Annotated in this window: 14 protein-coding genes and 1 rRNA gene; all 15 read right to left on the bottom strand. The window is 65.0% G+C overall.

The features are described 5' to 3' along the window. Nucleotides 1-9: 9 nt before the first annotated feature. Nucleotides 10-693 carry an SMC-Scp complex subunit ScpB gene (gene scpB, locus QM615_RS00075; protein ID WP_094668762.1) on the bottom strand — a complete coding sequence of 228 codons (684 nt, stop codon included), beginning with the start codon at nucleotides 691-693 and terminating at the stop codon, nucleotides 10-12. Further along, nucleotides 690-1,526 (bottom strand): segregation and condensation protein A, encoded by an 837-nt coding sequence (locus QM615_RS00070; protein WP_094668763.1) that lies wholly within the window; start codon nucleotides 1,524-1,526, stop codon nucleotides 690-692. The genes scpB and QM615_RS00070 overlap by 4 nt, the downstream gene beginning before the upstream one ends. After that, nucleotides 1,523-2,485 (bottom strand): ParA family protein, encoded by a 963-nt coding sequence (locus tag QM615_RS00065; RefSeq protein ID WP_068051009.1) that lies wholly within the window; start codon nucleotides 2,483-2,485, stop codon nucleotides 1,523-1,525. The genes QM615_RS00070 and QM615_RS00065 overlap by 4 nt, the downstream gene beginning before the upstream one ends. A gap of 109 nt (nucleotides 2,486-2,594) precedes the next feature. Next, on the bottom strand, nucleotides 2,595-3,509 hold the full coding sequence (xerD, locus tag QM615_RS00060) for a site-specific tyrosine recombinase XerD (RefSeq protein ID WP_094641577.1): 915 nt from the start codon (nucleotides 3,507-3,509) through the stop codon (nucleotides 2,595-2,597). 5 nt (nucleotides 3,510-3,514) lie between these two features. Further along, nucleotides 3,515-4,147, bottom strand: a complete 633-nt coding sequence (locus QM615_RS00055) for an NUDIX domain-containing protein (protein ID WP_149405669.1) — start codon at nucleotides 4,145-4,147, stop codon at nucleotides 3,515-3,517. Beyond that, on the bottom strand, nucleotides 4,144-5,874 hold the full coding sequence (gene pyrG / locus QM615_RS00050; protein WP_149405668.1) for a CTP synthase: 1,731 nt from the start codon (nucleotides 5,872-5,874) through the stop codon (nucleotides 4,144-4,146). The genes QM615_RS00055 and pyrG overlap by 4 nt, the downstream gene beginning before the upstream one ends. A 150-nt stretch (nucleotides 5,875-6,024) precedes the next feature. Further along, nucleotides 6,025-6,972: a copper transporter gene (locus tag QM615_RS00045; protein WP_149405667.1), complete on the bottom strand. Its 948-nt coding sequence runs from the start codon at nucleotides 6,970-6,972 to the stop codon at nucleotides 6,025-6,027. After that, nucleotides 6,969-8,153 carry a putative cytokinetic ring protein SteA gene (gene steA / locus QM615_RS00040; RefSeq protein WP_149405666.1) on the bottom strand — a complete coding sequence of 395 codons (1,185 nt, stop codon included), beginning with the start codon at nucleotides 8,151-8,153 and terminating at the stop codon, nucleotides 6,969-6,971. Before steA ends, QM615_RS00045 begins: the two co-directional genes overlap by 4 nt. A gap of 84 nt (nucleotides 8,154-8,237) precedes the next feature. Then, entirely contained in the window at nucleotides 8,238-10,007 is a 1,770-nt protein-coding gene (gene recN, locus QM615_RS00035) for a DNA repair protein RecN (protein WP_188078604.1), read from the bottom strand. Nucleotides 10,008-10,009: 2 nt separating this feature from the next. Further along, nucleotides 10,010-10,975, bottom strand: a complete 966-nt coding sequence (locus QM615_RS00030) for an NAD kinase (RefSeq protein ID WP_149405664.1) — start codon at nucleotides 10,973-10,975, stop codon at nucleotides 10,010-10,012. Further along, nucleotides 10,972-11,793: a TlyA family RNA methyltransferase gene (locus QM615_RS00025; RefSeq protein ID WP_149405663.1), complete on the bottom strand. Its 822-nt coding sequence runs from the start codon at nucleotides 11,791-11,793 to the stop codon at nucleotides 10,972-10,974. Before QM615_RS00025 ends, QM615_RS00030 begins: the two co-directional genes overlap by 4 nt. A 1-nt stretch (nucleotide 11,794) precedes the next feature. Beyond that, nucleotides 11,795-12,037 carry a hypothetical protein gene (locus QM615_RS00020; RefSeq protein ID WP_068050998.1) on the bottom strand — a complete coding sequence of 81 codons (243 nt, stop codon included), beginning with the start codon at nucleotides 12,035-12,037 and terminating at the stop codon, nucleotides 11,795-11,797. Nucleotides 12,038-12,114: 77 nt separating this feature from the next. Beyond that, nucleotides 12,115-13,104 carry an HAD-IIA family hydrolase gene (locus QM615_RS00015; RefSeq protein WP_149405662.1) on the bottom strand — a complete coding sequence of 330 codons (990 nt, stop codon included), beginning with the start codon at nucleotides 13,102-13,104 and terminating at the stop codon, nucleotides 12,115-12,117. Beyond that, nucleotides 13,101-13,982 (bottom strand): tetratricopeptide repeat protein, encoded by an 882-nt coding sequence (locus tag QM615_RS00010; protein WP_094641563.1) that lies wholly within the window; start codon nucleotides 13,980-13,982, stop codon nucleotides 13,101-13,103. The genes QM615_RS00015 and QM615_RS00010 overlap by 4 nt, the downstream gene beginning before the upstream one ends. A gap of 72 nt (nucleotides 13,983-14,054) precedes the next feature. After that, nucleotides 14,055-14,171: ribosomal RNA gene (gene rrf, locus QM615_RS00005) — 5S ribosomal RNA — on the bottom strand. Nucleotides 14,172-14,317 lie beyond the last annotated feature (146 nt).

Raw genomic sequence — 14,317 nt, 5'->3', positions numbered from 1 at the left:
TCTTACCTATCAGTCGTCCGAGTCGAGCTCGGCTGCCGGATCGGGTTTCGATCCGCGGTTCTTGGTGGAGCGGGTCATTCTCGGGTCGGTGTCCATGCTGTCACTGATCTCGTCGATCAGGTCCACACCCGGCAACAGCGGTGCCAGTTCGGGTAGATCACCGAGCGATGCGAGCCCGAGCCGTTCGAGGAACAGCTCGGTGGTGCAGTACATCGTGCCGTTCGTCTCCGGGTCCGTTCCTGCTTCGGAGATCAGTCCACGGGCGAGCAACGTACGCATCACTCCATCGACGTTGACTCCTCGCACGGCGCTGACTCGTGCGCGGGTCAACGGTTGACGATATGCGATCACGGCCAGGGTTTCCAATGCCGCGCGTGTGAGCTTGGACCGAGCGCCGTCCAGAAGCAGCCGTTCGACGTACGGCGCATAGGCGGTTCGGGTGTAGAAACGCCATCCGTCACCGGCGTAGCGAAGGTCGATTCCGCTGGTTCGTTCGGTCAGTTCGGCGGCCATCGCTGTCAAGGTCGCGCGCACGCGGGCCACCGAGGCACCCACGGCGGAGGCGAGCTGCTCGTCCGAGGCCGGTGTGTCGACGATCAGCAACACGGCTTCGAGAGCCGACGCGAGAGTGGTGTCGTCGAGCTCCTCGGAATCGTCGACGTCCTCGAGCTCGAGTTCGGGGTCGGCACTCATGCGTAGTCCTCTTCCGTTACCACGATGGGTCCTTCGTCCTTACCGGTCCAACTCACTCGAAGATCGCCGAGCGGCTCGGGCTGCTCGAACGCGATCACCTGTTGCCGGAACAGCTCCAGCAACGCCAGGAATCGCGCGATTATTTCCACCTGCACCTCGCAGTCCTGCACCAACTCCGAGAACGACGCCCACTCGTTCAGGCCTCGCCCCTGCAGATTCTCGAGCAGCCATTCCGCCTGCTCGGGAATCGAGACAGCGTGCTGATGAATGTGATCGAGTCCCACCTGGGGAATCGGCTTGGGCCTGAACGCCGCTGCGGCGATGTCTGCGAACGTGGCCGGGTCGACGCCGAGCAGCACCTCGGGAATCAGGTCGGCGTACCTGTCCTCCACCGACACCGATCGCGGATAACGCCGCAGCGCAGCAGCTTCCAGCTCACCGAACAGCAGAGCGACCTGCTTGTATGCGCGGTACTGGAGGAGTCGAGCGAAGAGGAGATCTCGCACTTCGAGCAGCGCCAGGTCCTCGGCGTCCTCCACATCACCCGAGGGCAGCAACCGCGCCGCCTTGAGATCGAGCAGAGTCGCGGCGACGACGAGGAATTCCGTCGTCTGATCGAGGCCGACATCGGCACCGAGTGACTTGGTGAACGAGATGAAATCGTCGGTGACGGTGTGCAACGCCACTTCGGTGACGTCCATGCGGTGTTGACTGATCAGTGACAGCAGCAGATCGAACGGTCCCTCGAAGTTGAGCAGACGCACCCGAAATTTCGACGGATCCGCGTCGGCGGGAACCTCGATCGGGGCTTCGTCAGCAGCGTCGACGGTCACGGACCCGACCGGTAGATCACCTCGCGCGCCAGGGCGCGGTACGCCTGTGCGCCGCCGGATTTCGGAGCCCACGTGGTGATCGGCTCACCGGCAACGCTGGTCTCGGGGAACCGAACCGTGCGTGTGATCACCGTGTCGTAGACGACGTCGCCGAACACCTCGACCACTCGCGTCATCACCTCACGCGAGTGCAGTGTGCGGGCGTCGAACATCGTCACCACGATGCCGGCCAACTTCAGCCGCGGATTGAGACGATCGCGCACCTTCTCGACGGTGTCGTTGAGCAGTGCCAGGCCGCGGAGGCTGAAGTACTCGCACTCCATCGGAATGAGTACTTCGTCGGCGCATGTGAGCGCATTGACAGTCAGCAGACCGAGCGACGGCTGGCAGTCGATGAGCACGTAGTCGTAGCGATCCAGAATCGGATGCAGCACCCGTCCGAGCGTCTGCTCACGCCCCACCTCGGTCACCAGCTGAATCTCGGCGGCCGACAGGTCGATGTTGCTGGGCATCAGATCGAGGTTCTCGACGCGAGTCCGCATGATGATGTCGTCGGCGGAGACCTTTGCCTCGACGAGAAGGTTGTAGACCGTCAGATCGAGTTCGTGATGTGCGACGCCCAAGCCCGCGGAGAGTGCGCCCTGCGGGTCGAGATCCACCAGCAGCACACGACGGCCGTAGCCGGCCAGCGAGGCACCGAGATTGATGGTCGACGTCGTCTTGCCGACGCCACCCTTCTGGTTGCACATCGCGATGATCTTGGCCGGGCCGTGATTGGCCAACGGTTGCGGATCCGGGACGGTCCGAGTCATCCGACCGGTGGGCCCGAGCTCGTTCGGAGCAGGAATGATGTCGCGTGTCTCCCGACTGGATTCCGGTTGACGCGTCTGGAACAGGCCACCGTCGAGATGTGGATGATCCAAAGCTGACTCCGCCGCTGGCGGCTGCGGTGTCGACACGTTCCAGCGCTCCCCTGTCCCGTTCGTCTTCGAGTAGTTCTGAGAACGCTACCGCTTGGTGCGCCGGCAGCGTCATCGGACACGCTGACGCACGGCCGCCGGCCCCGTGCTATCTCGCCCGCGGATGCGCGCCGGCCCACACTTCGCGCATCGTGTTCACGGTGACGAGGGTGTAGATCTGCGTCGTCGTCACCGACGCATGTCCCAACAGCTCCTGCACGACGCGAACGTCGGCACCACCGTCCAGCAGATGCGTAGCGAAAGAATGCCGAAGAACGTGCGGTGAGACCCCCGCGGTGATCCCGGCCCGCACGGCCGAATCCTGCAACACCTGCCACGCACTCTGCCGAGACAACCTGCCGCCTCGGACGTTGAGGAACAGCGCAGGATTCGAGCGCGAGACCAGCCCCGGCCGTCCACGCACCAGGTAGGCGTCGACTGCCTCGATCGCGGGTCGCCCGACCGGGACGATGCGATGCTTGCCGCCTTTGCCGCGCAGCAGCACCGAGCGAGCTTCGGTGTCGATGTCGTCGACGTCGAGCCCCACTGCCTCGGAAATTCGAGCCCCGGTGGAATACAGGAGCTCCAACAACGCTCGATCCCGCAGTCCGCGCGGGGCATCGGGACCGGCAACCGAGGCCGATTCGAGTAGCGCCACCACCTGATCGACGGGCAGCGACTTCGGCAACCGCTTCGCCGGCTGGGGCGGCTTGACCTCGCTCGCGACGTTGCGCTCGACCATCCCTTCCGCGAGCGCGAACCGGTGCAGACCGCGCACAGCAATCAGCGTCCGAGCTGCCGAACTTGCTGCGAGAGCAGGGAATTCGTCATCACCGCGCCGCAGATAGAGCACGAACTCGGTGATGTCGTTCTCCGAGACCTTCGCCAGATCGGTGATGCCGTAGCCGCCGAGGAACCGCTCGTACCGCACCAGGTCGCGACGGTAGGACGACACCGTGTTCGGCGCCGACCCACGCTCGACCACCAGATGGTCGAGGTAGGTCTGAATCTGCTGGCCGATCACGGTGACTACTTTCGTGAACTCTTCCGCTTCTCGAATGCTGTCGGCAGATCGGGCCACGGGGCATCGGCGGGGCGCAGTTCGGTGCCGGCAGCGCGCGCCGCAGCGAACGCGAGCACGCCCGCCACAGCGGACGCATTGACGATCTCACCCGACAGCGCCCGCCGGACGGCCTCGTCCATCGGCACGAAGGAGAGTTCGATGTCTGCTTCCTCGTCGTGTGCCTCCGGCCGATCCACTTCCGTCAGGTCCTGTGCCAGAAAGATCCGTACGGCTTCGTCGGTGAACCCGGGCGAGGCCAACACGTCGACCAGCACCGACCATGTGCCGGCGGCAAGCCCGGTTTCCTCGGCGAGCTCACGCTGAGCTGCCAGCACCGGCGGCTCCCCCGGCGCGTCCAGCAGACCGGCGGGCAACTCCCACAGTCGACGACCGACGGGATGCCGGTACTGCTCGATCATCGCCACACGGTCCTGATCGTCGACGGCCAGAATCCCGACCGCGCCGTGATGCTCGATCACCTCACGCTCGGCCTTGCGGCCGTTGGGCATAGCGACCTGATCGAGCCGGAGGGCGAGGATGGCACCCGAGTACGGCACCGACGACTCGAGAGTGGTGAACTCGTGCCGAGGCTCGCTCATCCGACGGTCTCGGCCGCGTCCGATTCCTCTGCCACCACCGTGTCACCGTGAATGTCGACCGGCAGACGCTCCGCAGCCTTGTACTTCAGCGCCGCATTGATCAACGACGCGAACAGCGGATGCGGACGGGTCGGCCGGCTCTTGAGCTCCGGATGCGCCTGAGTGGCGACGAAGAACGGGTGCACCGACGCAGGCAGTTCGACGAACTCGACCAGGTGCCCGTCCGGAGATGTACCGCTGAAGACCAAGCCGCTCTTGGCAATTCGATCCCGGTAGTCGTTGTTGACCTCGTAACGGTGACGGTGGCGCTCCGAAACGTTCTCGGTGCCGTACGACGCCGCGACGACCGAACCCTTCTGCAGGGTCGCCGGGTAGGCACCGAGGCGCATCGTGCCGCCGAGATCGGCGTCACCGGCGACGGCGTCTTCCTGATCGGCCATCGTGGAGATCACCGGATCCTTGGTCTCCGGGTCGAACTCGGCGGAATTGGCATCGGTCAGGCCGACCGAACGAGCCGCCTCGATGACCACACACTGCAATCCGAGGCACAACCCCAGCAACGGAATCTTGCGTGTACGGGCGAATTCGATGGCCCCGAGCTTGCCCTCGATACCGCGGATACCGAAACCGCCGGGAATGAGCACGGCATCGACGTCGCCCAACGCGGCCTGTGCCCCCGCAGGCGTAGAGCACTCGTCGGATGGCACCCACTTGATCTCGACCTTCGCGCGATGGGCGAATCCTCCGGCACGCAGCGCCTCGGTGACCGAGAGATACGCGTCGGGCAGGTCCACGTACTTGCCGACCAGGCCGACGCGCACGGTTTCGCGCGGCTGGTGGACGCGCTCGAGCAGGCCACCCCAGATGGTCCAGTCGACATCGCGGAACGGGAGACCGAGCTGACGGACGACGTACGCGTCCAGGCCTTCCTTGTGCAGCACTTTGGGAATGTCGTAGATCGACGGCGCGTCGGGCGTGGAGATGCAGCCGTCGACGTCGACGTCGCACATGAGCGCGATCTTGTTCTTGAGCCCCGGCGGCACGTCGCGATCGCAACGCAGGATCAACGCGTCGGGCTGGATACCGATGCTGCGCAGTGCTGCGACGGAGTGCTGGGTGGGCTTGGTCTTGAGTTCACCGGACGGAGCCAGGAACGGAACCAACGACACGTGCAGGAAGAACACGTTGTTGCGGCCGACGTCGTGGCGCACCTGACGCGCTGCTTCGAGGAACGGCTGCGACTCGATATCGCCGACGGTGCCGCCGATTTCGGTGATCACGACGTCCGGCTGATGACCCTGCAGGTCCGGGCCGTTCATCGCGAGAATGCGACGCTTGATCTCGTCGGTGATGTGCGGGATCACCTGAACGGTGTCGCCCAGGTATTCACCGCGGCGTTCCTTGGCGATGACCGTCGAGTAGACCTGGCCGGTGGTGACATTGGCGAACCCGGACAGATCGCGGTCGAGGAATCGCTCGTAGTGTCCGACGTCGAGGTCGGTCTCGGAGCCGTCCTCGGTGACGAAGACCTCACCGTGCTGGAACGGGTTCATCGTGCCGGGATCGACATTGAGGTACGGATCGAGCTTCTGCATGGTCACGCGCAATCCGCGTGCGGTCAGTAGCTGGCCGAGGCTGGATGCCGTCAGGCCTTTTCCGAGTGAGGACGCGACGCCCCCACTGACGAAAATGTGCTTGGTGTCGGAACGCGACTGAAGGCGTGACAATGAGGCTCCCGTGACGAGTCTGCAGGGCTTGCTCCTATCAGGGGGCTGATAAGAGAGGTGAAGCGTGGAAATTGGGCCTGCTACCCACGGGACTTCACGGTAACACCAGTACCTACCTCACCGCCAACGACACGCTCGTTCCGACGACGATCAGCTCGCCGGCGCTCCGACGGTCACGGCGTTCGCGTTCGCTCCGGTGCCGTAACGGCCCGAGGCACCGTCCAGTTGCTCCGCCAGAGCGAGAACCGTGGTGATTCGCCCTGCTTCACGGTCGACGTTGTCGACTGTGGTGAGAGCGGACGACAGCGCCGAATCTGCTCGCACGACGGCGATGGAACCGTTGCCCTCTGCCGCGCCGGATCGGCCGGCCAGTACCGCGCCTGCACCACGTGAATCGAGAGCGCCCGCGAACCGCGCAACGATGGCACCGCGGTTGCCGTCCTCCACGTCCGAGGTGCCGGAACCGGTGACGACCACTGCCAACTGAGCGGGCGCGACGGCACCGTTGTCGTACGCGATGAAGCCGCCGCTGCGCAGTGTCTCGAGCGCCAGCGAGAGTTCCTCTGGAGTCGACTGCGGCTGGGCGGTCTCGGCGTTGAGCAGCAGAACCGAACCCAGCAGGTCTCCGGCGAGACTGCCTTGGTCCACCGCGCCGGTGCGCAACTGCACGCCGGCCGGAATGACATTGGTCAGGCGGGTACGAAGATCGTCGCCGTTCGCAGCGGAGACGAAGGAATCGGTCAGCGACACCCTGCCGGTGACGGTGGCACCCGAAGCCCCGATCGACCGCGTGACTCCGTCCACGTCACCGGGATCGGCATCCGGAGTGGTGATGACCACGACGCTGCGATCGACCAACGTGTCTCGCAACACCCGGCCCGATACCGCAGCGTCGAATCCGTCGGCCGAGTTGAGCTGCTCACCGAGCTGATTGTTGGTCGCCTGCAGATCGTCCACCTGAGTTTCGAGACCGGTCTTGTCGTCTCGGAGGCCCGATACCAGCCCGCTCGAGAGCAGACCCGAGCCGAGCACGATGCCGATGGCCAGTGCCACGAAGACCGCGGCCAGCGAAATGGCATGTTGGCGAAGCGAAATCACGAAAGCAACCCCTGGAACCACAGAGCGAACCGGTTCCACAGATCGATTGCCCAATCCAACGCTTCACCGCCGATGTTGGACACGGCCAGCGCCACGATCACGGCAACGAGCGCAGCCAGAATCAACAGCGCGATCGCACCGCCGGACACGCGGCTGCGGTAGAGCGTCGCAACAGCTTTGGCGTCGACCAGCTTGGCCCCGACCTTCAGACGCGTCATGAACGCGGCCGGATTGGTGTTGCGTCGACCGCGATCGAAGAACTCGTCCAGGCTGGCCGGGCTACCGACCGACACGATGAGTGACGCCCCGTGATGATCGGCCAACAACAGCGCGAGATCGGCAGCGGCACCGGTGGCCGGGAACGTCATGGCACCGATACCGAGATCCTGAATGCGCTCGAGTCCTTGCGCGTGGCCGTCGGAATCCGCCGGAAGCACCACCTCTGCACCGCATTTGAGCGTCTGCGCAGTGACGTCCTCGGGATCGCCGACGATCAGATCGGGGCGATGACCTGCCTTCATGGCGGTGTCGGCACCCGCGCCGACACCGATGATGACGGGCGAGTACTCCTTGATGAACGGCTTGAGGTTCTTCAGATCCTCTGCATGCCCGGGACCGTCGGCGACGATCACGACATGGCGACCCTTGAGATCGATGTCGATGTCCGGCACACCGACGCCGTCGATGAGCAGCGGACTTTCGGTTCGGATGAACTCGATCGTGTTGCCCGAGAACGCTTCCAGATGGTCGACCAGACCCGTCTTGGCCTCGATCATCTTGTCCGAGATCTCGGCTTCGCTCTGCTCGTCGCCCTTCGCGAGGCGCCGATCACCGGTGTAGACACCGCCGTCGTTGAGACGAACCTTGGTTCCGTCCTTGATCTTCTTGAAGACCTCGGTGCCGGCCGAGTCGATCAAGGTGATCCCGTTGGCCACGATGGCCTCGGGCCCCAGGTTCGGGTAGCGCCCGGAGATCGAGGGCGACGCGTTGACGACCGCGAGCACCCCTGCCTCAACGAGAGCATCAGCGGTCAGGCGGTCCAGGTCGAGCTCGTCGAGCACGACGATGTCACCGGGGCCGACCCGTTTGAGCAGCTTGGCCGTGTTGCGATCGACTCGCGCGATCCCGGTGATTCCGGGCAGCGAATCCTGACTACGTGACAGCAGAGCCGGCATCTTCATGAGAACCATGATGACCCGATCGACACGCCCGACGACGGAGGCGCGCCGAAACAACTACCACACTGATCACATCAGCACCAAAAGTTACAACGCTGCCCGATCGGCGTTTGCGGTGGCCAGCAGCTCCTCGGCGTGCGCGCGACCGGTTTCCGTGTCGTCCAGACCCGCGAGCATTCTCGCGAGCTCGACGACGCGTTCCGACGACGACAGCGTCCGAACCCCACTGTTCGCCGCGCCCTTCTTCGCATCGGTCTTGTCGACCACCAGGTGTGTGTCGGCGAATGCTGCGACCTGAGGCAAGTGGGTGACCACGATGACCTGGTGCGTGCGCGCCAACCGGCCGAGTCGACGCCCGACCTCGACGGCCGCGCGACCACCCACTCCGGCGTCGACCTCGTCGAACACCATTGTCGCGCCCTTGTCCGAGCCCGCCAGCACCACTTCGAGTGCCAACATCACCCGCGAAAGCTCACCGCCCGACGCACTCTTGCTGATCGGAAGAGCCTGGGCACCGTCGTGCGCGGACAGCCTGAACTCGACCTCGTCGACGCCACTGCTGCCCGCATGCAGTTCGGCCCCGTCCACGACGATCGGAGCCGTGTCGGACGGACCGGCGGGAAGTGCGCGAACATCGATCTGCAGCTTGGCTTTTCCCATGGCCAAACCCGCCAGCTCGACGCTGACCGCCTTCGAGAGCTTCACAGCGGCCTTGGCCCGAGCCGCACTGAGCTTCGACGCAGCTGCCGCGACGTCGACCGCAGCCGCGTCGACCTTGGCGCTCAACTCGGCGAGCGCGTCGGCCGAGGTGTCGATGTGCGAGAGCCGCTCACGGGCGTCCTCCGCCCAGGCGATGACGCCGTCGACATCGGCGGCGTACTTGCGTGTCAACGACTTCAGCTCGGCCTGCCGGTTCAGGATCGAGTCGAGCGCGCCCGGATCGGACGGCAGATCCGTCAGGTAGGAGGTGAGGTCTGCCCCGATGTCGCCCACGATCGCCATCGCGTCGTTCAGTCGCGGCAGCAGCTCGGTCAGTGCCGCGTCCTCGGCATGTTCGAGGCGAGAGCGAGCCTCGCCCAGCAGATACAGCGCGGACGCCGTGTCCGACGCCTCCTCGGTACTCCCGACGAGCGCCGCCGAGGCACCTTCCGCGGTCTCACGCAGTGAATCGAGATCCCCCAGCCGACGCACATCCTCGGCCACGGAGCGATCCTCACCCGGCTCGGGGGCCAGGGAGTCGATCTCCTGGAGGCCGAACTGCAGTCGATCGGCTTCCTGCGCCAGCTCGCGACTGCGTTCGGTCCGGTCGATCAGCTCGTTGCGCGCGTCGAGCCACGTCTTGCGCGCGGTGCGGTACTTCGAGACGAGGGACGCCACCGCATCCCCGGCGAATCTGTCCAGCGCGCCGAGTTGCTGATCGGGACGCAGCAGACGCAGCTGATCGTTCTGACCGTGCACCGTCAACAAGGAGTCGGTGAAGTTCGACAGCACCGATGCCGGCACACTGCGCCCACCGAGGTGCGCACGAGAACGACCGTCCGAGTTGACGGTACGCACGGCGATGATCGAGTTGTCCTCGTCCCGTTGACCTCCCGAGGACTCGAGCACCCTGTCGACGTCGTCGATCACCTGCTCCGACGCGGTGTCGGTACTGAATCGCCCCTCGACCACAGCACGCTGAGCGCCGAGCCGAACCCGGCCTGCGTCGGCGCGGGCACCCGACAACAGGTGCAGACTGGTGACCACCATGGTCTTTCCGGCACCCGTTTCGCCGGTGAGTACGGTCAGCCCCTCGTGAAACTGTGCGCTGGCACCGGATATGACTCCGAGGCTGTCGATCCGAATCTCTTCGAGCATCCCTACCTCGCTCTCCCCCGCCACCCGGTCACGGGCAGTTCGAATTTCTTGACCATGCGATCGGCGAACGGTGCCGAATCGAGCCGAACCCACTTGATCGGTGACGCTCCCCGAACCACCTCGACGCGAGCGCCGGCAGGCAGGCTCAATGTGCGCCTGCCATCGCAGAATACGAATCCCGCGTGACCGCCGGCATCGATCTCGATCGCAACGATCGACTCGGGACTGGTGACCAGTGGACGTGCGAACAGAGCATGTGCGTTGCTCGGAATGACCAATATCGCTTCGAGCTCGGGCCAGACCACAGGCCCTCCGGCCGAGAACGCGTAGGCCGTCGAGCCCGTAGGTGTGGAGACCAGGACGCCGTCGCACCCGAAAGCCGACACCGGTCGACCGTCGACTTCGAGGACCACCTCGAGCACTCCGAGCCGTGACCCGTTCTCGATGCTGGCCTCGTTCAGTGCCCAACCACGATCGACCACCTGGTCGCCGACGCGGATCGCAATGTCCAGTGTCATGCGTTGCTCGATGCGGTAGTCCCCGGCGATGACGCGGGCCAGGGCATCTTCCAGATGGTCGGCTTCGGCCTCCGCCAGGAACCCGACATGGCCGAGGTTGATGCCGAGCACCGGTATGGACGCTCCTCGCGCGAGTTCGGCTGCGCGTAGGAAGGTCCCGTCACCGCCGAGAACCAGGACCATTTCGCAACCGGCGGCTGCGTCCGGTCCGAACTCGACGACGTTCAGTTTCATGTCCGCGACGAACACGTGGTCGTGTTCCTCGGTATCGGAGGCTTCGATCTTCGACGGCTCGACCTCGTCCACGAGCACGCGAAGACAGATGCCCGCTTCGTCGAACACCTTGCCCACGCGGCGCGCGGTTTCGGCGATGTCCGGTCGACCAGGATGGGCGACGAGAAGAATCTCTCGAGTCGACTCCCGTTCCGGTGCTGCGTGGGACGGAGTCACTGTGGTCCTTCCTCGATCGCGAGCCGGACGAGATCCGTGATGTCTGCGCGAGGCGAGTCCTCGTCTGCACCTGCCCTCAGCCACAAAAAGTACTCGACGTTGCCCGACGGCCCCGGCAGCGGGCTCGCCGCCACCGCGCGAACACTCAGATCCAAGCCGACGGCCGCGTTCGCAACATCCTCCACTGCCTCGGCTCGCAAAGCTGGATCTCGCACCACGCCACCGGAACCCACGCGATCCTTGCCGACCTCGAACTGCGGTTTGACCATCAACACCATGTCGGTACCCGGCTTCGAGCATGCGACGAATGCGGGAAGAACCAGCTTCAACGAGATGAACGACAGATCCGCGACGATGACGTCGACAGGTCCACCGATCGTGTCGGCGTCGATCGACCGGACGTTGGTGCGGTCGATGACGTGAACGCGGTCGTCGGACTGCAGACGCCACACCAGCTGCCCGTATCCCACATCAACGGCGACCACCTCACGCACCCCTCGACTGAGAAGAACGTCGGTGAACCCGCCGGTGGATGCACCGGCGTCCAGGCAACGAGCCCGCTCGACGGTCAACCCGAGCGGCTCGAAGGCGTCGAGGGCACCGAGCAACTTGTGCGCCCCGCGGGAGGCCCACGAGATCTCGTTGTCTTCTTCGGCCACCAACAGCGGTGTGCCCGGCTCCACCGCGGTAGCGGGCTTCGAGGCCACCGTCCCGGCGATCTTCACCCGGCCCGCTTCGATCAACTCCGAAGCGTGCTCGCGAGATCGGGCAAGTCCACGACGAACCAGTTCGGCGTCGACACGTGCGCGACGAGCCATGTCAGGTCTTGTCGACGGTGTTCAGGGCACGAACGAGTACCTCGTGCGCTCGGTCGAGCAGACTCGCATCGCGTGCCAAGGCCTCGGAGTCCACGGCTTCGGATCCCTCGTCGTCCGCCGACTCGATGGTGAGCTGATTCAGCAGCGAACCGACCTCGGTGCGAATAGTGTCCGGATCTGCCGACGACTCGTCGACGACACCGCTCGGCCGGTGCTGTCCTGGTAGTGGAATAGGCGCGCTCATCGCCACTCACGCTATCGGATGGGTCCGACGAACGCCCGATCGCCGCCGCTCGCCGAACCCTGCTGTCGAACGCAGCCTCAACAGCCGAGGAGCGAACGCAGATCGCCGAGTCGATCTCCCTCGAAGCGAACGTCCGAGAACGTCGAACCGGACCAGGCGACGTGCAGTGTGGCGAGCGCCCCCTCGAACGCATCCGGCACACCGTCCCCGCTGTACTGCACGGACAGCACCTCGTTCTCGATGCCGACCGTCCAACCGGTCTTGCTGCCGACGCTCGACGACATCTCGTCCTTGTTGAGGACTCCGAGATCGGGGCCGATGTGAGTGGGGCGCAAATGCCGAGGAGCATGCAACAACTCCGCAGCGGTACTCACGCCGGTCAATACCAGCAGCGACGGCAGATCGATTTCGTTCGCTCCGGCGATGTCGGTGTCGAGTCTGTCTCCGACGACCAGTGCCGAACGTGCTCCGCTGCGCTCGATGGCGTCGTGCATGATCGGGGCGGCGGGCTTGCCTGCCACGATCGGCTCGATCTCGGTGGCGTTGCGAACCGCTGCGACCATCGAGCCGTTCCCCAGAACGAGTCCCCGCTCGGTCGGCAGGGTTGCGTCGATGTTCGTTGCCACCCACAGTGCACCTGCACGGATGGCGAGGACAGCCTCGGCAAGAATCTTCCAGCCTGTATCGACCGAATGCCCCTGCACCACCGCGACCGGATGGTCGTCGGCAGATCTGACCGGCTCGAGACCTACCTTGGTGATCTCGTTCGCCAACGCGTCGGTACCGACGACGAGCACGCGGGAACCTGGATCCAACTTGTCCGCCAACACACGGGCGCCGGCCTCGGAACTGGTGACGACGAACTCTGCCGTGGTGTCGAACCCGAGACCACGCAGATGTTCGGCAACGTCCTCGGGGGCACGACTGGCATTGTTGGTGACGAAGTACTGCTCTTCCGTACCACCCGACAACGCCTCCACTGCACCGGGAATGGGGTCCTTGCCTGCGTACACGGTGCCGTCGAGGTCGAGCAGCAGAACGTCATGGAGGTCGCGCAGCGCGGTCACTGACCGCCTCCGGACAACTCCTCGACCCGCTCTTCTGCGTCGGTCTCACCATCGACATCGGCTGCAGCGGCATTGAGGAACCACTTCACACCTTCGTCGACGCGACCTGCCGCAACCAGCGCATCTGCGTAGACGTAGAACAGGCGAGCGGCAGCCGTGCCCGAGCGCGACGCGTCGAGATCGGGGGTCTGCAGTGTGACGACGGCCTGGTCGTACTGGTTCAGATCCATTCGGGCACCTGCCACGACGATCCGAAGCTCCGACGCTTCCTCGCCGGTCAACTCACGAGCCTCGTCACTGCGACCGAGCTCGATGGCGCGCTCGGGGCGTCCGAGTCCGCGCTCGCAGTCGGCCATCACAGCGATCAGGCCCGGTCCGCCAGCCATGCGTCGGGCGGCGCGAAGCTCGGACAGCGCTTCGGCCCACTCACCGGCGTGGTACGCCGCGATACCTGCGGTTTCACGCACTACGGCGATGCGGCCGGCGCGCTGACGAGCAGCGCGCGCATGCAGCAGCGCCAACTGCGGATCGTCGTCCAGCAGCCTGCTGGTCATCACGAGGTGACGCGCGACGGCGGTTGCGTTGTTCTTGTCCAAGCTCAACAGGTCCCGACGCACCGCTGGCTCGAGCTGTCCGGCCTCGACCTCGTCGGGCAGATCCGGCTCTTCTGGACGTGGTGGTCGACGGTCGGACGGTGCGCTGTTTCCGCGACGATCGCCGGAGAACCCACCTTCACCGCCACGTCTGCGGGGAGGACCGTCCGAACGACGCGGGTCTCCGCGGCGGTCCTGAGCGCGGGGGTTGCGGTCTCGGGACTCGCTCGGGCGGTTGCCGCCGTCCCCACGGGACGGGCGACGATCGTTGTTGTCTTCCGACACGGGCGTCCTTTCGGATTTCGGTACAAACGCAAAAAGGGGACCCACCAAGTGGGTCCCCTTCTTACAACGGGTGTTCGGCGGTGTCCTACTCTCCCACACCCTGTCGAGTGCAGTACCATCGGCGCTGGAGGGCTTAGCTTCCGGGTTCGGAATGGGACCGGGCGTTTCCCCTCCGCTATGGCCGCCGTAACTCTGCGAAACAAAGTCACACGGAACATCAGCGGTGCCACCTGATCAAGATCGGTGACGTACTGGTTCATTCAATTGTGTTGTGCTGAAACGTGTGTTGTTTCAGATATTGCACAGTGGACGCGTAGCTTCTTTGTGGTAAGTCC

Origin of the sequence: Rhodococcus sp. IEGM 1341 (genome assembly GCF_030056895.1) — a bacterium.
In the GTDB taxonomy this organism is placed as follows: domain Bacteria; phylum Actinomycetota; class Actinomycetes; order Mycobacteriales; family Mycobacteriaceae; genus Rhodococcoides.
The sequence above is the reverse complement of the archived record's forward strand: the minus strand, read 5'-3'. Positions and strand labels throughout refer to the sequence as shown.